Here is a 20190-nt window from a genome sequence, read left to right as displayed (position 1 = left end):
CGCAACATCACCAAAGCGTTGTCTCGGCGAGTCGCCGGTTGTGGAGAGAAGTTATGCAAGGCAAGTTCGGTTCTGAATTGACGCTACCGCTCAGCGAGCTGTTGACCGTGGTGCTGATTACGCACAATCGTCCGGCGTTCCTGCGTCGGGCGGTGAAGTATTACAGCAGCCTGCCCTGCAGAATCATGGTGCTGGACTCCACGGCCGAGCGGCCGGAAGGCGACTTCTCCGCAGTTGATTACCACCACGTGCCGCAGTTCGCCTACTGGGGCATGCAGGCCAAGCTGGCCTATGGCGTGGAGCAACTGACCACGCCGTACATGGTGCTGGCGGCCGACGACGACTTCATCCTGCACGATTCGCTGGCCGAGTCGGTGGGCTTCCTGCAGGCGAATCCGGATTACGGCATGTGCCACGGTTACTGCATGATGTACCTGACGCTGGGCGGTGGCGTGAGCTACTACCGCCGCGACAAGAAAGTGCAGGAAGACTATGCGTCCGAACGGGCGCAGGACCGCGTCGTCGACTACATGAGTCAGTACATCCCGCCGTTCTACGCGGTCACCCGTACCGACCTGATGAAAACCTGGCATTCGGCATTGCCGCCGGGCACCAGTTTCCAGTGGCAGGAAATCGGCCATGTATATTTCCTGCTGGCCAGTGCCAAGGCGCGAATCCTGCCGATCCCGTATGTGGTTCGTGAGATCAACTATGGCAACTCTGAGCACAGCACAGAGGTCTACCACTCGCTGACCTATATCGATGCGAAATCCGTGGCCGAACGCGAAGCCTTCGCCGAGTTCCTCGCGGGTCTGCCAACCGGTATCAAAGACTTGAACGCAGAGCAGGGCAAGGCGTTTGCCCTGCAAAGTTTCGAGGCGATGGTCGACAGTCTGCAAAGCGGCCGCGCCCTGACGGCGGAGTTGATTATCCAGTCGACCTGGAACCAGGAGCTCAAGCGGCCGGACCGCCGCTTCGGCCCCCTGCAGTACGTCGAAATGCCGTTCTACAACCAGGCATTCTTCGATCGTCTGGAGCAGTTCGAATTCATGCTGCACGCGATGCCGGCCGGGCGCATTCAACTGGAAAAACTCGAGGGTGTGTGGACGCGTCAGGCGCACCTGATCCAGGCGCGCAACAACGATACCCCGGCCAGCGTGCTCGACCGTCTGTGGCAGGCCCATGATCTCAATGCGTTCAACCGCACCGTAGCCAAGCGCCTGGCCGAGCAACTGGAGCTGTCTGGCGAAAGTGAGGAAGCGCTGAAGATGCGTGACTGGATCGCACGTCTGGAAACGCTGACCGTCGCCGATCACCATCAGGTGTTCGACCAGATGCAATCCGGGCGTCTGCTCAAGTGGCTGGAGTCGCGTCAAGCCGATGCGGTGCAGATCGGGTCGATTGCCGAACATCTGGCCGTGAACGGTGGTGGTCCGCAATTCGGCATTTTCCTGCTGGATATGGATGACGACATCGACAAGTTGCAGGTCAGCCTCGACAGCCTGCTCGAAGGTCAATGCAAGGCGTTTCGCATTGTCGTGTTCACCACCGGTGAAGCACCGGCGGCGACCACTGCGCAGAACACGCTGCACTTTGTCCGCGTGACTCCCGACAATCTGGTCGACAAGCTCAACCAGAGTGCTCGTCAGTCGCCTTGCGACTGGTTGCTTCTGGCTGAGGCGGGGGATGAGTTCACTGCCGGCGGCCTGTTGCGCGCCAGCCTGGAGCTGATGAACGCTGGCGGTATCAGCGCCGTTTCCACGGACGAGATTCAGCGCCGGGAAAACGGTGCGCTGATGGATGTGTTCCGTCCGGGCTTCAATCTCGACCTGTTGTTGAGCCTGCCGGGCCTGATGGCACGGCACTGGCTGATCCGGCGTGAAGTGTTGCTGGAAGTTGACGGGTACCGCGCCGATTTCAGCAAGGCGCTGGAGTTCGATCTGCTGTTGCGCATCATTGAACAGGGTGGCCTGAACAGCCTGGCGCACCTCGATGAGCCGCTGCTGATCACTCAGGCGCCGGAGCTTGAAGAGAATCCGCATGAGCGTCTGGCATTGCTGCGTCATCTGGGCAATCGCGGTTACAAGGCCAAGGTCACGTCGGCGGTGCCGGGGGTCTACCAGATCGATTATCACCATAGTGATCGCCCTCTGGTTTCGATCGTTATCCCGGCCGGGGACGATCTGTCTGCTCTGCAACGCTGCCTGGAAGGCGTGCTGTTGCGCACCCGCTATCACAAGTACGAAATCCTGATTGCAACCACGGCTTCGCAATCGGCCGAGGTCAATGACTGGCTCGGGACTTATCAGCATCCGAAAGTCAGCGTGCTGCGCGCCGATCAATCGCTCAGCACGGCCGCGCTGTGCAACGCGGCCAGCCAGCAGGCTCAAGGCGAGTTTCTGGTGCTGTTGGCGGCGGACGCGGAAGTGGTCAATCCGAACTGGCTCGACTCGCTGCTCAACCATGCAATGCGTCCGGAAATCGGTGTGGTCGGTCCCAAACTGGTCGACCGCGACGGCAAGGTCAGCCAGGCCGGTCTGATCCTGGGCATGAACGGTGGTGTCGGCTCGGCATTCGTCGGCGAGAAACACGACGCCGAAGGCTATCTGTACCGGTTGTCCGTGGACCAGAACTACTCGGCGGTTTCCAGCGTTTGCCTGATGGTGCGCAAAGAATTGTTCGAGGCGTTGGGCGGTCTGGACGACAGCACGTTCGCTGCCGGCTTCAGCGATGTCGACCTGTGCCTGAAGGCCGGTCAGGCCGGCTACCTGACTGTCTGGACGCCATCGGTGCAAGTCATCCATCAGGGCGATATCGCCCAGGCTGATCAGGCACTGGCTGCATTGCAGGAAAAATGGGCGGCGGCGTTCGCCCAGGATCAGGCGTACAACGCCAACCTGAGCCTGACTGGCAAAGGCTTTGTGCTGAACGACAGCGCTTCGCTGAACTGGGCGCAATTGATCGCCTAGGCCTGGCGTACAAGGAACGGAACTCAAGACATGTTCAACGGTAAATCGATTTTCATCTCCGGTGGCACCGGCTCGTTCGGGCGCAAGTTCATCGCGCGCCTGCTCGAGCAATACCAGCCCAAGCGCGTGGTGGTGTTCTCCCGGGATGAGCTCAAGCAATACGAAATGCAGCAGACGTTCAACGCGCCGTGCATGCGTTACTTCCTCGGTGACGTGCGCGACGCCGATCGCCTGCGTCAGGCCATGCGCGGCATCGATTACGTGGTGCATGCCGCGGCGTTGAAACAGGTGCCGGCGGCGGAATACAACCCGACCGAATGCATCCGCACCAACGTCAACGGCGCGGAAAACATCATCGCGGCTGCCATCGACAACGGCGTGAAGAAAGTCGTCGCGCTGTCCACCGACAAGGCCGCGAGCCCGATCAACCTGTACGGCGCCACCAAGTTGCTGTCGGACAAGTTGTTCGTCGCGGCCAACAATATCGCCGGTGAGCAACAAACGCGTTTTGCCGTGGTGCGCTACGGCAACGTCGCCGGTTCGCGCGGGTCAGTGGTGCCGTTTTTCAGCAAACTGATCGCCGACGGTGCGACTGAACTGCCGATCACCGACGAGCGCATGACCCGTTTCTGGATCACCCTCGATCACGGCGTGCAGTTCGTGCTCGACAGCTTTGCGCGGATGCACGGCGGTGAAGTGTTCGTGCCGAAGATCCCGTCGATCCGCGTGGTCGATCTCGCGCGGGGAATGGCCGAACACCTGCCGCACAAGAACGTCGGCATTCGTCCGGGCGAGAAGCTGCACGAATTGATGGTGCCGCTGGACGATGCGCGGATGACCCTGGAGTTCGCCGATCACTACACCATCCAGCCGTCGATCCGTTTCACCAGCGTCGACGTGGATTTCGCCGAGGACAAACTCGGTGAGCGTGGGGTGCCGGTCGGCGAAGACTTCGAGTACCGCTCCGACACCAACCCGCACTTCCTTTCGGTGGGGCAGATCGCCGAGCTGCACGCGAAGCTGTCGGTATGATTCCGTACGGTCGGCAAAGCCTCGACCAGGCGGACATCGACGCGGTCGTCGAGGTGTTGCAGTCCGACTGGTTGACCCAGGGGCCGACCATCGAACGCTTCGAGCAGGCGATGGCCGAGCGTTGCCAGGCCGATTTCGCCGTGGCGGTGTGCAACGCCACGGCGGCGCTGCACATTGCCTGTCTCGCGGCGGGGCTCGGCGCGGGCGACCGCTTGTGGACCACGCCGAACACCTTTCTCGCGTCGGCCAACTGCGGCCGTTATTGCGGTGCCGACGTTGACTTCGTCGACATCGACCCGCTGACCTGGAACCTCGATGCTGAAGTTCTGGCGAGCAAACTTGATGCTGCCGAGCGCGACGGCACCTTGCCCAAAGTACTGGTGGCGGTCGCGTTCTCCGGGCAGAGCTGCGACATGCGGCGAATTGCCGAACTGGCCGAGCGCTACAACTTCACCGTGATCGAAGACGCTTCCCACGCGGTCGGCGCCCGTTACGCTGGGCGCCCGGTGGGTTGCGGTGAATTTGCCGCGATGACCGTGTTCAGCTTCCACCCGGTGAAGATCATCACCAGCGGCGAAGGCGGCATGGTGCTGACCAATCGCCCGGAACTGGCCGAGCGCCTGCAACGCCTGCGCAGCCACGGCATGACCCGCGATCCGCAGCAGATGACCGAACCCAGCCACGGCCCGTGGTACTACCAGCAGGTCGAGTTGGGATTCAATTACCGGATCACCGATCTGCAAGCCGCGCTGGGCCTGTCACAGCTGAGCAAACTGGACGAGTTCATCGCCCGTCGCCGGGAGCTGGCCGCGCGTTACGACCGTCTGCTGGCGTACTTGCCGGTCACCGTGCCGAGCCTCCAGCCGGAGGCCGAATCGGCCTGGCATCTTTACGTGGTGCGTTTGCAGACCGAGCGCATCAGCCTCAGTCACCGTCAGGTGTTCGAAGGCTTGCGCGCCGCCGGCATCGGCGTGAACCTGCACTACATTCCGCTGCATCTGCAGCCGTACTATCGTGATCTGGGTTTTGCCGAGGGCGACTTTCCCGAAGCCGAGCGTTATTACGCCGAAGCGATCAGCCTGCCGCTGTTCCCGTTGCTGAGCGATCAGCAGCAGGACTACGTGGTCGAACAATTGCGTCGGTTGACTGAATGATTGCCGCCGTGGCGGTGGATGGAAAACGGTAATGCGTGATCTGAGCGAGCAGGAACAATTCTGGCAGGGCGAATTCGGCAATCAGTACGTTGAGCGCAACGTCGGCCAGCCACTGGTGGCGGCCAATCTGGCGTTGTTCGCCAAGGCGCTGACTCGGGCCGGGCGGATCGACAGCCTGCTGGAGCTGGGCACCAACGCCGGCAACAACTTGCAGGCGCTGCGTCAGCTGTTGCCCCGCTGCGAGCTGTTCGGGGTCGAAATCAATGCCAGTGCCTGTGCCCAGGCGCGTGCGCTGGAGATTGCGAACATCTGGCACGGTTCGCTGTTCGACTTTCCCCGTGAACGCCAATACGACCTGACCCTGAGCAAAGGCGTGCTGATCCATCTGGCGCCGGAACTACTGGCGACGGCGTATGCGCAGTTGTATGCGTTGAGTTCGCGCTACATCCTGATCGCCGAGTACTACAATCCGTCGCCAGTGGAAGTGTCCTATCGCGGCAATAGCGGCAAGCTGTTCAAGCGTGATTTCGCCGGGGAAATGCTCGATCGCTATCCCGATCTGCAACTGCTGGATTACGGCTTCGGTTATCACCGCGATCCGCAATTTCCGGTGGACGACATCACCTGGTTCCTGCTGGAAAAACGTCCTTGAACAACGTCGCAATCATCCCGGCCCGCGGGGGCAGCAAACGCATCCCGCGCAAGAATCTCAAGCCGTTCGACGGTGTGCCGATGATTGTCCGTTCGATTCGTACGGCCCTCGATTCAGGCTTGTTCGAGCAGGTGGTGGTCAGCACCGACGACGCAGAGATCGCAGACGTGGCGCGAGCCAACGGTGCTCACGTGCCGTTCATGCGTCCGGCGGAACTGGCCGATGATTTCACCGGCACTGCGGCAGTGATCGTGCATGCCTTGCAGCAACTGCCGGCCTTCGAATACGCCTGCTGTGTGTACGCTACGGCGCCGCTGTTACAGGCGCGGTTTCTGCGTCAGGGCCTGGAGTTGCTGGCGCAGCATCCGGACAAGTCCTTTGCTTTTTCAGTCACCGATTTCGGCTTTCCGGTGCAGCGCGCCCTGACCCTGGACGGGCAGGGCGCACTGACGGCGTTGTACCCCGAGTTTCGTAATACCCGTTCGCAGGATCTGCCGGCTGCCTTTCAGGATGCCGGCCAGTTCTATTGGGGCCGCCGCGAGGCGTGGCTGGGTGGAGAGGTGCTGTATTCGCCGGCCAGTCTGCCGGTGATCCTGCCCCGGTATCTGGTGCAGGACATCGATACCGTCGAAGACTGGAAGCGTGCCGAATACCTTTACTCCGCGCTCAAGGCTGGTGGAGAGCTGCAATGAGAGTGCTGATCCGCGCCGACGCCTCGCCGACCATCGGCAGCGGCCACATCGCCCGGTGCATGACACTGGCGCGAGTACTGCGCACGCAAGGCAGTCATGTCGCGTTTGCCTGCCGTCGTTTGCCGGGGCATCGGCTCGATGCGTTGCAGAGCGAAGGCTTCGAGACCTTCGCGTTGCCGGATCGCTATGTGGATGAAGATCCCGATCAGGCCATCGAGTCGATGCTGCCGTGGCAGGCGGATATCGATGCACTGGCGGCGCAACTGGAAGGGCAGCCCGGATTTGACTGGGTCATCGCCGACCATTACGGCCTCGACCATCACTGGCAGACCGCAGCTCGTCGCTTCGCACCACGGATCGCCGCCGTCGATGATCTGGCGACCCGTCGCTACAGCGTGGATCTGTTGCTCAATCAGAACCTCTCCGGGCTCAGCGAAAATTATCAGCCGCTGCTGCCGGCCGGTTGCCGAACACTGCTCGGCCCGCGCTTCGCCATGCTGCGCGAAGAGTTCAGTGCCCCGGCCATCGAGATCAAACCGGTGGCGCGCCGGGTGCTGGTGAATTTCGGCGGCTTCGATGCGGCGCGCCAGACTCATCACGCGATGCTGGCGCTGGCGGATTTTTCGGCGCTTGAAGTGGATTTCGTCGCCGGTGCCGACAACCCGGCCTGGGCAGAGATGCAGGCACTGGCCGAAACGCGGCCGCACTGGCGGCTGCACAGTTTCGTCAGTGATTTTCATCGGCGCATGACCGAGGCCGACCTGTTTATCGGCGCCGGCGGTGGCACCAGTTGGGAACGCGCGGCCCTGGGCCTGCCGACGATCTGCATTGCGGTGTCGAACAACCAACAGGCCAACGGCGAAGCGATGGCGGCGGCCGGGGCACATGTGTTCATGGGCGCTCGGGAGCAGGTCAGTGTCGAACAACTGCGCGATGCCATCGGCTTTGTCGTGGGCAACTGTTATCTGCGCCAGAGCCTGGCCGAGCGTTCACGGCAACTGGTCGATGGACGCGGCGCGCTGCGGGTGGCGGCGGCACTGGCCGGCGCGGTGCTCAAATTGCGTCCGGCGACGTCGGATGACGCGCAGTTGCTGTTCGACGGACGCAATGCCGAGGCGGTGCGCCGCTGGTCGCTGGACAGCGGGGCGATTGATTGGACGCAACATGTGAACTGGCTGGGCGCGAGTCTGCGCAATCCTCAGCGGTTGCTGCTGGTGGCCGAGGCAGATGACGGCCCGGTTGGTGTCCTGCGCTACGATCTGCGCGGCTTCGAGGCAGAGGTTTCGCTGTATTTGCTTGAGGGGCGTTTCGGCCTCGGCTGGGGCAGGGCGCTGCTGGCGCAGGGTGAAGTCTTCGTGGCTGCGCACTGGCCGCAAATGACCGCCATCACCGCCCAGGTGTTGCCGGCCAATCAGCCCTCGATGAATGTTTTCCGTGACGCCGGGTTCACTCAGAGTGCCTGCGCGTTCACCAAGGTTTTGAAGGAATCCCGTCAATGAGCAGTTTCAAGATCGGCAACCGCCAGATCGGTGCCGATGCGCCGCCGTTCATCATCGCTGAAATGAGCGGCAACCATAACCAGTCGCTGGACGTCGCCTTGCAGATTGTCGAAGCGGCGGCCAAGGCCGGTGCACACGCCTTGAAGCTGCAAACCTACACCGCCGAAACCATGACCCTGGATCTGGCCGAAGGCGAATTTTTCATCAAGGATCCGAACAGTCTGTGGGCGGGCACCTCGCTTTATGACCTGTATGAAAAGGCCCACACGCCCTGGGAGTGGCATGCGCCGATCTTCGCCCGGGCCAAGGAGTTGGGCATGCTCGCGTTTTCGACACCGTTCGACGACAGTGCCGTGGACTTCCTTGAAAGCCTCGATGTGCCGGCCTACAAGATCGCCAGTTTCGAAAACACCGATCTGCCGTTGATCCGCCGTGTCGCAGCGACTGGCAAACCGCTGATCATTTCCACCGGCATGGCCAGCATCGCCGAACTCGACGAAACCGTGCGCGCCGCCCGTGAGGCGGGATGCAAGGATCTGGTGCTGCTCAAGTGCACCAGCACCTACCCGGCGACCCCGATCAACAGCAATGTGCGTACGATCCCGCATCTGCGTGAGCTGTTCGGTTGTGAGGTCGGTCTGTCAGACCACTCGATGGGCGTCGGCGTGTCGGTGGCGGCGGTGGCGCTGGGCGCGACGGTGGTGGAAAAACACTTCACCCTCGACCGTTCTGCCGGTGGGGTGGACGCCAGTTTCTCGCTGGAACCGGCGGAACTGGCCAGTCTGGTGGTCGAGACCGAGCGCGCCTGGCAGGCCATGGGCCAGGTGCATTACGGCGTGACCGAGGCTGAGCAAAAGTCGCTGGTTTACCGTCGGTCGCTGTACGTCACGGCCGATATGGCGGCCGGTGAGCCCTTCACGGCGGCCAATGTACGTGCCATTCGTCCCGGTCTCGGTCTGCCGCCCAAGCACACCGATGCCGTCCTCGGGCGCCGTGCGCGCCAGCCGATCAAACGCGGTACGCCGCTGAACTGGTCATTGGTCGAATGACCCGATCTGTCATCGATTCGGCAAAATAGCGTGACCTGCGAGTCATAACGCGCATCTTCACTGTATTGTAATGAAGGGGGAGATGGCGCCTGGCCCGTTTTCGGTTCCAGTGATAGCCCTTTGCGCTCCCCGTGGCTGCCCGTTGTGGCGGCCGTTTTCTGTTTGTCGGCGCCCCTCGAATCCTTGCGAGCGGTGGTATTGGGCTGTTTATTATTGGGAAGCCGTAATGATTGGCATAAAAAGCATTGCGAGCTACGTTCCTGTAGCCGGCGTGGACAATTACGCACAAGGTGCAAAATTCGAGAAGGATGAAGAATTCATCCTCGGCAAGATCGGTTCGGCCTTCCTTCCACGCAAAGACGCGGAACAGGAAACCTCCGATCTGTGCGTTGAAGCGGCCAATGCGCTGTTTGCCAACAACCCTGAACTGAAACGTGAATCCATTGATGCGCTGATCGTCGTCACCCAGAACGGTGACGAAGAAGGCCTGCCGCACACCGCGGCCATCGTCCAGGACAAACTCGGCCTGCCGACCAATGTCGCGGCGTTCGATATTTCCCTGGGCTGCTCCGGTTACGTCTACGGCATCTATGCGATCAAAGGCTTCATGGAAGCCGCCGGCCTGAAGAATGGTCTGTTGATCACCGCCGACCCGTATTCGAAGATCGTCGATCCGGAAGACCGCAACACCACCATGCTGTTCGGCGATGCCGCCACTGCCACCTGGATGGGCGAAGACCCTGTCTGGGCGCTGGGCAAGGCCAAGTTCGGCACCGACGGTTCCGGCGCACCGCACCTGAAAGTCACCGATGGCGTGTTCTTCATGAACGGCCGTCAGGTGTTCAACTTCGCACTGCTCAAGGTGCCTGCGCATCTGCACGAACTGCTCGACGATTCCGGTCTGAAGGCCGATGACATCGATGCCTTCTGCATTCACCAGGGCAGTGCGGCGATTGTCGACGCCGTGGCGCGGCGGTTCGAAGGCGAGCCGGAGAAGTTCATCAAGGACATGGTCGAGACCGGCAACACCGTGTCGTCCAGTGTGCCGCTGCTGCTGGAAAAACACGTGATGGATTCCGACTGGAACCGCATCGCGATCAGTGGTTTCGGCGTCGGTCTGTCGTGGGGTTCGGCGATTATTTATCGTCCTTGAATCGGTTAAAAACGGCGGATACAAAAATAGCGTTCAAGGGTTAACCTTGAACGCTATTTTTTTGCCTGAAAGGAGTGCGAGGCGCCATGAGTGAGTTTTTCCAGGCCAATGCTGAAGTCGTCGAGCGACGCTGGCCGGCGCTGTTCGCACGATTGCTGAACGAAGACAGTTCGGCGATCGAGGCTGAGCTGACGCAGGGGCTGGGCTCGACGCTGAGCATTGGCGGCATTCAGCTCACCAGCCGGCATGACCGTGTCCGCGAGGCGCAGATTCAGGCTGCCAGCCTGCCGGCGGACAAGCCGCAACTGCATGTCTACGGCACCGGCCTCGGGGACTTGCCCACGGTGCTGCTGGAACGCACCGGGTTCGAGCGCCTGTATGTGCACATCCTCAACGGCGCGTTGTTTGCCCTGGTGCTGCAATTGATCGATCAACGGGAGTGGTTGCAGGACAAGCGGGTTGAATTGCTCTACGCCGGCGACCTGCCCGACATCTGCACGCCGTTTTTCGCATTGCCTGCCGAGATGTTGCTGGCCGATGACTACAACGCGAAGATCCGCGATCGGCTGGTCAGCGAAGTGCACCTGAGCTTCAACAATCGTGAATTCGATCCGCAGTCACCGTTCATTCAACAGCGTCTGCAGGACTGCTTGCCGGTACTGCTGGCTGACGATGATGTGGCAACGCTGTTCGGCACCTGTGCCGGTCGGGAGATCTATGTGATCGGCACCGGCCCGACGCTGGAACAGCATTTCGAACGTCTGGCCGCGATCCGCGAGCGGGCCGGGCGTCCGTTGATCATTTGTGTCGATACCGCGTACCGGCCGCTGCGCGAGCACGGGATCGTGCCCGACTATGTGGTGAGTATCGATCAGCGCATCAGCTTCCGGCATTTGCCATTTGAGGAATCCGACGGCATCCCGCTGGTGTATCTGCCCATGAGTGACCCCGAGGTGCTGAGGGCCTGGAAGGGCAAGCGTTATGGCGGTTACTCGGCCAGTCCGGTCTATGCGGCATTGCGTGAACAGCACCCGAGGGCGCTGCTGCATGTGGGTGGCAGTGTGATTCACCCGGCCGTGGACCTGGCGGTGAAGATGGGCGCTGCACGCATCACGCTGTTCGGTGCCGATTTTGCCTTTCCGATGAACAAGACCCATGCCGGCTGGAATGACGGTGACCTGGGGCCGTCGGTGAATCAGGCGCGGCACTGGGTGCGTGACGGGTATGGCCAGCGTGTCAGTACCCAGCTTAATTTTCGCGGTTATCTGTGTGTGCTGGAGCGCTATATCGCCAGTCAGCCGCAGGTGGCGTTTTTCAACAGCAGCCGCGCGGGGGCACAGATTGCCGGGACGGGTTTCAATCAGGAGTTCGTGCAATGACTGCACTGCAATCATGGGTAGATGAATGCCACCAGTGCGCCGGGCTGTTCCGCCTGGGGCGTGATGTCGAGGCCTCGTTGACCATGGTCGATGTGTTCGAGGGCGCGCAGCAGTTATTGCTGACGGCAGGCGCACCGACGCAGCAAGTCTGGGCGCAGTTGCTCACGCAAATGCTCGAGTGCCAGGAGCGTCAGGACTGGTTGGGACTTGCCGATTTCATGGAGTACGAGTTGATTCAATTGCTGGAGGAACCGTCTGCCTGAAGAGGAGCGAAGGCGCTGGCTCGCAGGTTTGCGCCACGGACGGTTTTATGACGTCATTTTTTCGAAGGTAAAGTGCTGCTAAGTCTTTGTTTTCTAGGGGGTGGCAGGGTGATGGCAAATTTTTTCAAAAAAGCCCTCAAGCAACCTGCAAACCCGACGATAACTATTACGAAGGTTCTCTAGGCCATACCCGGCGGTTGCCAGGGCCGGAAGCCGCAGTACCCAACCAACGAGGAATTCGTCATGGCTTTAACAGTAAACACCAACACCACGTCGTTGAACGTTCAGAAAAACCTGAACCGCGCTTCCGACGCTCTGTCGACTTCGATGCAGCGCCTGTCTTCCGGCCTGAAAATCAACAGCGCTAAAGACGACGCCGCTGGCCTGCAGATCTCCAACCGTATGTCTTCCCAGATCCGCGGTAACACCCAGGCAATCCAGAACGCCAACGACGGTATCTCCGTTGCCCAGACCGCTGAAGGCGCTCTGCAAGCTTCGACCGACATTCTGCAGCGTATGCGTGAACTGGCTGTTAAAGCACGTAACGGTACCAACGGCACTGCTGACCAGACCGCTACCAACGCTGAATTCGCTCAGATGTCCGACGAGATCACCCGTATCTCGGCTGCTACCAACCTGAACGGCAAAAACCTGCTGGACGGTTCGGCTGGTACTGTGACCCTGCAAGTGGGCGCGAACACCGGTTCGGCTAACCACATCGACCTGGTACTGAGCTCCAAGTTCGACGCCGTCAGCCTGTCCGTAGGTAGCGGTACTGTAGTTCTGACCGGTACTACCGGTACTGGCGCTGGTTCTGCTTCGCAGAACATCGACAACGCGATCACTGCAATCGACGCCGCTATCGCTGCAATCGGTGCAACTCGTGCCAGCCTGGGTGCTTCGCAAAACCGTCTGACCAGCACCATCCAGAACCTGCAGAACATCACCGAGAACACCACTGCTGCACAAGGTCGCGTACAAGATACCGACTTCGCCGCAGAGACTGCTAACCTGACCAAGCAGCAAACCCTGCAACAGGCTTCGACCTCTGTTCTGGCTCAAGCCAACCAACTGCCTTCCGCTGTACTGAAGCTGCTTCAGTAATTTCGGAATGAGTTTTGGCGGGGGAGTGCGCTTGCGTGCTCTCTCGCTTTTTACGTTATGAGGTGATGAGCATGGACATGAGCGTCAAGCTTAACGTGTCTTATCCGGCTCCCAAGCCAGCCAATACCGTTGCCGACAAGCCGTCGGAAACCAAGCCTCAGACCGTTGATGCTGTTCCTGCCTCGAAAAAGAGTCAGGAGTCAGATGAGACCAAGCTGAAGCTGGCGGTGCAGGAGATCGAGAAGTTCGTTCAGTCGATCAAGCGCAATCTGGAGTTCTCGATTGACGAGCATTCCGGCAAGGTCATCGTCAAGGTGATCGCAAGCGAGACGGGCGAGGTCGTACGACAGATCCCTTCCGCAGAGGCCCTCAAGCTGGCAGACAGCCTCGCCAACGCAAGTCACGTGTTGTTCGACGCCAAAGTCTGATAGCTGGCATGAATAATGTTTGAAGTTCTTTAGATGCAGGTAATGGTCAAAAGACTGGCAACAACCCAAGGGAGATGCACATGGCAAGTCCAATTTTACCGGGTTCTGGCCTGGGTTCCGGCCTGGACATCGGTGCGATCGTTACTGCGCTGGTCAACGCCGACAAGTCGCCGAAGCAGACGCAGATCGACAATGCGACGAAAACCAACACGCTGAAGATTTCCGGTGTAGGTACGCTGAAGAGTGCGCTGACGGCATTCCAGACCGCGATGACCAATCTGGGCAGCAAGACCAATCCTGCATTTGCCGGTTACACCGCCACATCGAGTACACCTGCGGTTTTGGGTGTGACTTCGGATAACACTGCAGTTTCCGGTACTTACAGTGTTGTCGTGAGTAAGCTGGCCACCGGTTCGAAAGTTGCCAGTGCATCCTTTGCCGGCGGTGCGGCCAGTGCCATTCCGAGTGGTACCCTGAAAATCAGTCAGAATGGCACTGATTACAATGTCACGATCCCGGCCAATGCGACCTTGCAGAGCACTCGTGACGCCATTAACACGGCACAGGGCTCCAACGGTATTTCCGCCAACATCGTCACCGACAGTACTGGCGCTTCGCGGCTGGTGATCAGCTCCAGCAAGACCGGTTCGGGTTCCGACCTTTCCGTCAGCGGTATTGCCGGTCTGGAAATCGATGGCACCCAGGTGATGGGCGCCACTCCGGCGGCAGGTGCGTCCGGATCGGTCGGCGGCCTCGCTCAGGATGCCTCGCTGACCATTGACGGTCTGGCGGTAACCAGCAAGAGCAACACGGTAACCGGTGCAATCAGTGGTCTGACATTGAACCTCCTGACTGTTCCGGCGATACCCGGGACGCCTGTCACGGTGACTGTCGATACCAACACCAAGGGCTTGCAGACCTCGGTTCAGGCATTCGTTGATGCCTACAATACCTTGAAGAGCACCATTGACACCTTGTCCAAGGCAACACCGGATGAGGATGGCAAGCTGACCGTTCAGGCGGCCTTCACCGGTGACTCCCTGCCGCGTTCGTTGATCGCCGATATCCGTGCGCAGCTGACAGCTCCGGGTGCAGCTGCTGCGGGGAGTCCTATGGCCTATCTGTCGCAGCTGGGTGTGATGACCGACAAGCTCACCGGCAACCTGTCGCTCGATACGACGGCTTTCAACAAGGCCATGTCCACGCCGGGCATGACCGGTCAGGTCCAGCAGATGTTTACTGGTACCAACGACACCAACGGTCTGTTGGCGCGTATGAGCAAGGCGGTGGATCCGTACCTGAAGCCTCCTGCCGGTAGTCTGCCTACTGCTACAGGTTTGCTTGATCAGCGCATGGCCATCCTGAACAACAACACCAAGAGCCTGACCAGTCAGCAACTGGCGCTCGATCTGCGTGTTGCCAACCTGACCAAGACGTTGACTGCAAAATACAACGCCATGGACTTGCTGGTAGGTCAGATGAAGTCTACGGCGAGCAACATCACGTCTTTCTTCGCCTCGCTCAACGCTCAGCAATCCGCGAAGTAACATGCAAGAGCGACAAAAACCCGGCTACGCTTTTGAGCGTGCGCCGGGTTTTTGTCTTGTGGTCTAAAGTTTTTCGACTCGCTGGCGATACACTGTTCATACGAGTCATTGTGGCAAATGAGGTAGAACATGAATCCGATGTTAGCCCTTCGGCAATACCAGAAAGTAGGCGCGCACGCTCAGACGTCTGAAGCGAGCCCTCATCGCCTGGTGCAAATGCTGATGGAAGGCGGCCTGGACCGTATCGCTCAGGCCAAAGGTGCGATCGAGCGCAAGGATATTCCTGCCAAGTGCACGTCGATCAGCAAGGCCATCGGCATCGTCAGCGGACTGCGCGAAGGCCTGGATCTGGAAAATTCCGCGGATACGCTGGCTGATCTGGATGGTCTTTACATCTACATGATGAAGCGTCTCGCCGAGGCGAACATCAGCAGCGATCCGCGCATTCTTGATGAGGTTGCCGGCTTGCTGAGCACCGTCAAGGAAGGCTGGGATGCGATCGCACCTGCGCCCGCTCCGCAGTTCTGAGGAGATCACCATGAGTCTTGTTTTGCAGCGAATTGAAGAAACCCGAGCAGCCTTGGTCGGAGCCCTGGCCGAGCGCAACTGGGAGGCGATCGGTCAACTGGATCTGGATTGCCGTTCCTGCATGGAAGATGTATTGAGTGAAGCCTCGGTGGACGAGGTCGCCTTGCGCGATAACCTTGAAGAGTTGCTGCATGTCTACAAGCAGCTTCTGGAAGTGGCGATGGGTGAGCGTCAGGCGATAGTCGACGAGATGTCGCAGATCACCCAAGCGCAGAACGCGGCAAAGGTTTACCATCTGTTTGGTTAATTAACCCCCAGTTAATCCAGACATGTGCGCCATAAATTTGACTGTGCACGGTTTTTTGACTTAACTAGTGGCTGTTTTCAGATTTCAGGCGTCTACAGGCACAAGGTGTCCTGCAAGCGTCTCGCTTGCCCCTCATTTTGGGCATTGAGTTGACTAGGGAAGTTGCTATTGCATGTGGCGTGAAACCAAAATTCTGCTGATCGATGACGATAGCGTCCGCCGCCGCGACCTGGCGGTGATCTTAAATTTTCTTGGCGAAGAAAATTTACCCTGCGGAAGCCATGACTGGCAGCAGGCAGTCGGCTCTTTGTCGTCTAGTCGTGAGGTCATTTGCGTACTGATCGGGACGGTTAATGCTCCTGGTGCGCTTTTGGGCTTGCTAAAGACACTCTCAACCTGGGATGAGTTCCTTCCGGTTTTGCTGATGGGCGATAATTCTTCGGTGGACCTGCCCGAAGACCAACGCCGCCGGGTGCTTTCGACCCTCGAAATGCCACCGAGCTACAGCAAACTGCTGGACTCCCTGCACCGTGCCCAGGTCTATCGCGAGATGTACGACCAGGCCCGTGAGCGTGGTCGGCATCGCGAACCCAACCTGTTCCGCAGCCTGGTCGGCACCAGCCGCGCGATCCAGCACGTGCGTCAGATGATGCAGCAAGTGGCCGACACCGACGCCAGCGTTCTGATCCTCGGCGAGTCCGGTACCGGCAAGGAAGTGGTCGCACGCAACCTGCATTACCACTCCAAGCGCCGCGACGCGCCGTTCGTGCCGGTCAACTGTGGGGCGATCCCGGCCGAGTTGCTGGAAAGCGAACTGTTCGGCCACGAGAAGGGTGCCTTCACCGGCGCGATCACCAGCCGTGCCGGCCGCTTCGAGCTGGCCAACGGCGGTACGCTGTTCCTCGACGAAATCGGCGACATGCCGCTGCCGATGCAGGTCAAGCTGCTGCGCGTGCTGCAGGAGCGCACCTTCGAGCGCGTGGGCAGCAACAAGACCCAGAGCGTCGACGTACGCATCATCGCCGCGACCCACAAGAATCTCGAAAGCATGATCGAGATCGGCACCTTCCGCGAAGACCTTTACTATCGCCTGAACGTGTTCCCGATCGAGATGGCGCCGCTGCGTGAGCGCGTCGAAGATATTCCGCTGCTGATGAACGAGCTGATCTCGCGCATGGAGCACGAGAAGCGCGGTTCGATCCGCTTCAACTCCGCCGCGATCATGTCCCTGTGCCGTCACGGCTGGCCGGGCAACGTCCGCGAACTGGCCAACCTGGTGGAGCGCATGGCGATCATGCATCCGTACGGGGTGATCGGCGTGGTCGAGTTGCCGAAGAAATTCCGCTACGTCGACGACGAAGACGAGCAGATGGTCGACAGCCTGCGCAGCGACCTGGAAGAGCGCGTGGCGATCAACGGCCATACGCCGGACTTCAGCGCCAACGCCCTGTTGCCGCCGGAAGGTCTCGACCTGAAGGACTACCTCGGTGGTCTGGAGCAGGGCCTGATCCAGCAGGCGCTGGACGATGCCAATGGCATCGTGGCGCGTGCTGCCGAGCGTCTGCGCATTCGCCGCACCACGCTGGTGGAGAAGATGCGCAAGTACGGCATGAGCCGTCGTGAAGGTGATGAACAGGCGGATGATTGACGCCTGTTTTTCAACTGCTTCATTTATAAGTGGTTTTTTTTAGGCACGGGTATTGCTATGTCCCTCGCAACGTTCCGTTTAACTGACGGTCAGCCAAGCGAGAAAGCACAATGCCCCAAGCCTCCCAGATGTCTTCTGTTCCCGAGTCCTCGGGGCAACTGCCGTCCGTAGAGCAGGCGAGCCGCCAGGGGCTTGAGCAGGCATTCGCCCTGTTCAACCAGATGTCCAGCCAGTTGACCGACTCCTACAGCATGCTCGAAGCCCGGGTCACCGAGCTCAAGGGCGAGCTGGCCGTGGTCAGTGCCCAGCGCATGCAGGAACTGGCGGAAAAAGAACGCCTGGCCAACCGTCTGCAAAACCTCCTCGACCTGTTGCCCGGTGGCGTCATCGTCATCGACGGTCACGGCATTGTGTGCGAGGCCAATCCTGCCGCTATCGAATTGCTTGGCCTGCCGCTGGAAGGCGAGCTGTGGCGCCACGTCATCACCCGTTGCTTCGCGCCCCGTGAAGATGACGGTCACGAAATTTCCTTGAAAAACGGTCGACGCCTGTCGATTGCCACCCGCTCGCTGGATGCCGAGCCCGGGCAGTTGGTGCTGCTCAACGACCTGACTGAAACCCGTCACTTGCAGGATCAGCTGGCGCGCCACGAGCGCCTGTCGTCCCTGGGGCGGATGGTCGCGTCCCTGGCTCACCAGATCCGCACACCGTTGTCTGCCGCGTTGCTGTACGCCAGTCATTTGACCGAGCAGGAACTGCCGGTCGCGACCCAGCAGCGTTTTGCCGGTCGCCTCAAGGAGCGTCTGCATGAGCTGGAGCATCAGGTGCGCGACATGCTGGTCTTCGCCCGTGGCGAGCTGCCGCTGACCGACCGTGTCACGCCGAATGCCTTGATGCTGTCGTTGCAGGCCGCGGCGCTGACCCATGTGCAGGATCTGCCGATCCGCTGGCAATGCGACAGCCATGCCGGCGAGTTGCTGTGCAATCGCGACACGCTGGTCGGGGCGCTGCTCAATCTGATTGAAAACGCCATTCAGGCGAGTGCCGGTGAGGTGCGTCTGAAGGTGCATTGCTATACCCGCGACAACACCTTGCGTTTGTGTGTCAGCGACAGCGGCAGCGGTATTGATGCGGCGGTGCTGGCGCGGCTGGGCGAGCCGTTTTTCACCACCAAAGTCACCGGGACCGGCCTGGGCCTGACCGTGGTCAAGGCCGTGGCGCGTGCGCATCAGGGAGAATTGCAGCTGCGTTCGCGGGTCGGGCGCGGTACGTGCGCGCAGGTCATCCTGCCGTTGTTTTCTGCTGTTCAGGGAGCTGAGTGAAGGTCATGGGCATCAAGGTTCTGCTGGTCGAGGACGACCGCTCGTTGCGTGAAGCGCTGGCCGATACGCTGCTGCTGGCCGGTCACGACTATCACGCAGTGGGTTCGGCCGAAGAGGCGCTGAGCGCCGTCGAGCGCGAAGCGTTCAGTCTGGTGGTCAGCGACGTCAACATGCCGGGCATGGACGGCCATCAATTGCTCGGCCTGCTGCGCGCGCGACAGCCGCAATTGCCGGTGCTTCTGATGACCGCCCATGGTGCGGTCGAGCGCGCGGTCGATGCGATGCGTCAAGGCGCGGCGGATTATCTGGTCAAGCCGTTCGAACCCAAGGCTCTGCTGGATCTGGTAGCCCGTCACGCCTTGGGCAGCCTTGGCGTCAGTGATGCCGAAGGCCCGGTCGCGGTCGAGCCTGCCAGTGCGCAATTGCTGGATCTGGCAGCGCGGGTCGCGCGCAGTGATTCTACCGTGCTGATTTCCGGCGAGTCCGGTACTGGCAAGGAAGTATTGGCGCGTTACATCCACCAGCAATCCCATCGCGCCAGTCAGCCGTTCATTGCGATCAACTGTGCGGCGATCCCGGACAACATGCTCGAAGCCACCCTGTTCGGTCACGAAAAAGGCTCGTTCACCGGCGCCATTGCGGCCCAGGCCGGCAAGTTCGAACAGGCGGACGGCGGCACCATTCTGCTCGATGAAATTTCCGAAATGCCCCTCGGCCTGCAAGCCAAACTGCTGCGGGTGTTGCAGGAGCGGGAAGTGGAGCGGGTCGGCGCCCGCAAGCCGATCACCCTGGATATCCGCGTGGTAGCGACCACCAACCGTGATCTGGCCGGCGAAGTGGCGGCGGGGCGCTTCCGTGAAGACCTCTATTATCGTCTGTCGGTATTTCCGCTGGCCTGGCGTCCGCTGCGCGAGCGCACCGCCGATATCCTGCCGCTGGCCGAGCGTCTGTTGGCCAAACACGTCAATAAAATGAAGCATGCGATGGCGAAGTTCTCGCCCGAGGCGCAAGCGTGCCTGATCGGTTATCCGTGGCCGGGCAATGTGCGCGAGCTGGATAACGCGATCCAGCGGGCCTTGATTCTGCAGCAGGGCGGCTTGATCCAGCCACAGGATTTCTGCCTCTCCGGGCCTGCGTTATTCGCGCCATTGCCGGCGGCCGTTCCGGTTGCGCCGGTCATTCGTGAAGTCGAAATCGAGGCGGATTCGGCCGGTGCACTGGGCGATGACCTGCGTCGCCGCGAGTTTCAGATGATCATCGACACCCTGCGTACCGAGCGCGGCCGGCGCAAGGAAGCCGCGGAAAAACTCGGCATCAGCCCGCGCACCCTGCGTTACAAACTGGCGCAAATGCGCGATGCGGGCATGGATGTCGAAGGCTACCTGTTCGCCACCTGACGGGTGGCGCAAACGTTTGAAACGGCTTTTATGAAAGCGGTGCCCATGAGCTGGCACCGTTGTTGCT

General features: G+C 60.4%; 18 protein-coding genes. All 18 read left to right on the top strand.

All coding sequences use genetic code 11. From position 1 onward, the window contains the following. Positions 1 to 53: 53 nt before the first annotated feature. The 18 genes from ACTJK9_RS13225 (at position 54) to ACTJK9_RS13140 (ending at position 20123) form a co-directional block, all read left to right on the top strand. On the top strand, positions 54 to 2969 hold the full coding sequence (locus ACTJK9_RS13225) for a TIGR00180 family glycosyltransferase (RefSeq protein ID WP_440814240.1): 2916 nt from the start codon (positions 54 to 56) through the stop codon (positions 2967 to 2969). 30 nt (positions 2970 to 2999) lie between these two features. Next, a complete protein-coding gene (pseB, locus tag ACTJK9_RS13220) occupies positions 3000 to 4001 on the top strand; it encodes a UDP-N-acetylglucosamine 4,6-dehydratase (inverting) (RefSeq protein ID WP_007958320.1) in 1002 nt (333 codons plus the stop codon). Then, complete coding sequence (gene pseC, locus ACTJK9_RS13215; RefSeq protein WP_085611540.1) at positions 3998 to 5155, top strand: UDP-4-amino-4,6-dideoxy-N-acetyl-beta-L-altrosamine transaminase; 1158 nt, start codon at positions 3998 to 4000, stop codon at positions 5153 to 5155. The genes pseB and pseC overlap by 4 nt, the downstream gene beginning before the upstream one ends. 31 nt (positions 5156 to 5186) lie before the next feature. Further along, positions 5187 to 5807: a pseudaminic acid biosynthesis-associated methylase gene (locus ACTJK9_RS13210; protein ID WP_085648532.1), complete on the top strand. Its 621-nt coding sequence runs from the start codon at positions 5187 to 5189 to the stop codon at positions 5805 to 5807. Next, entirely contained in the window at positions 5804 to 6499 is a 696-nt protein-coding gene (pseF, locus tag ACTJK9_RS13205; protein ID WP_440814236.1) for a pseudaminic acid cytidylyltransferase, read from the top strand. The genes ACTJK9_RS13210 and pseF overlap by 4 nt, the downstream gene beginning before the upstream one ends. Then, a complete protein-coding gene (pseG, locus tag ACTJK9_RS13200) occupies positions 6496 to 7998 on the top strand; it encodes a UDP-2,4-diacetamido-2,4,6-trideoxy-beta-L-altropyranose hydrolase (protein WP_440814234.1) in 1503 nt (500 codons plus the stop codon). The genes pseF and pseG overlap by 4 nt, the downstream gene beginning before the upstream one ends. Then, the gene (gene pseI, locus ACTJK9_RS13195) at positions 7995 to 9047 is read left to right on the top strand and encodes a pseudaminic acid synthase (protein ID WP_440814232.1); all 1053 of its coding nucleotides are present in this window, start codon (positions 7995 to 7997) and stop codon (positions 9045 to 9047) included. Before pseG ends, pseI begins: the two co-directional genes overlap by 4 nt. A gap of 226 nt (positions 9048 to 9273) precedes the next feature. Further along, complete coding sequence (locus ACTJK9_RS13190; protein WP_085611535.1) at positions 9274 to 10200, top strand: ketoacyl-ACP synthase III; 927 nt, start codon at positions 9274 to 9276, stop codon at positions 10198 to 10200. 86 nt (positions 10201 to 10286) lie between these two features. Next, positions 10287 to 11579, top strand: a complete 1293-nt coding sequence (locus ACTJK9_RS13185) for a motility associated factor glycosyltransferase family protein (RefSeq protein ID WP_440814230.1) — start codon at positions 10287 to 10289, stop codon at positions 11577 to 11579. Further along, the gene (locus ACTJK9_RS13180; RefSeq protein WP_440814228.1) at positions 11576 to 11842 is read left to right on the top strand and encodes a hypothetical protein; all 267 of its coding nucleotides are present in this window, start codon (positions 11576 to 11578) and stop codon (positions 11840 to 11842) included. Before ACTJK9_RS13185 ends, ACTJK9_RS13180 begins: the two co-directional genes overlap by 4 nt. A 243-nt stretch (positions 11843 to 12085) precedes the next feature. After that, a complete protein-coding gene (locus ACTJK9_RS13175) occupies positions 12086 to 12946 on the top strand; it encodes a flagellin domain-containing protein (protein WP_007958307.1) in 861 nt (286 codons plus the stop codon). A gap of 71 nt (positions 12947 to 13017) precedes the next feature. Continuing rightward, complete coding sequence (locus tag ACTJK9_RS13170) at positions 13018 to 13374, top strand: flagellar protein FlaG (protein ID WP_085611533.1); 357 nt, start codon at positions 13018 to 13020, stop codon at positions 13372 to 13374. Positions 13375 to 13454: 80 nt separating this feature from the next. Further along, positions 13455 to 14921, top strand: coding sequence for a flagellar filament capping protein FliD (gene fliD / locus ACTJK9_RS13165; RefSeq protein ID WP_085611532.1), 1467 nt, complete (start codon positions 13455 to 13457; stop codon positions 14919 to 14921). A gap of 129 nt (positions 14922 to 15050) precedes the next feature. After that, positions 15051 to 15449 (top strand): flagellar export chaperone FliS, encoded by a 399-nt coding sequence (gene fliS, locus ACTJK9_RS13160; protein ID WP_007958302.1) that lies wholly within the window; start codon positions 15051 to 15053, stop codon positions 15447 to 15449. Between the two features lie 10 nt (positions 15450 to 15459). Next, positions 15460 to 15756 carry a hypothetical protein gene (locus tag ACTJK9_RS13155; protein ID WP_007958300.1) on the top strand — a complete coding sequence of 99 codons (297 nt, stop codon included), beginning with the start codon at positions 15460 to 15462 and terminating at the stop codon, positions 15754 to 15756. A 172-nt stretch (positions 15757 to 15928) separates the two neighbouring features. Further along, positions 15929 to 17404 (top strand): sigma-54 dependent transcriptional regulator, encoded by a 1476-nt coding sequence (locus ACTJK9_RS13150; protein ID WP_039765583.1) that lies wholly within the window; start codon positions 15929 to 15931, stop codon positions 17402 to 17404. Positions 17405 to 17514: 110 nt separating this feature from the next. Beyond that, entirely contained in the window at positions 17515 to 18726 is a 1212-nt protein-coding gene (locus ACTJK9_RS13145; protein WP_440814224.1) for a sensor histidine kinase, read from the top strand. A 5-nt stretch (positions 18727 to 18731) separates the two neighbouring features. Continuing rightward, entirely contained in the window at positions 18732 to 20123 is a 1392-nt protein-coding gene (locus ACTJK9_RS13140; RefSeq protein WP_440814221.1) for a sigma-54-dependent transcriptional regulator, read from the top strand. Positions 20124 to 20190: the final 67 nt, after the last annotated feature.

The sequence above is a fragment of the Pseudomonas sp. 22082 genome (assembly GCF_052046055.1).
Taxonomy (GTDB): Bacteria; Pseudomonadota; Gammaproteobacteria; order Pseudomonadales; family Pseudomonadaceae; genus Aquipseudomonas; species Aquipseudomonas pharyngis.
The sequence above is the reverse complement of the archived record's forward strand: the minus strand, read 5'-3'. Positions and strand labels throughout refer to the sequence as shown.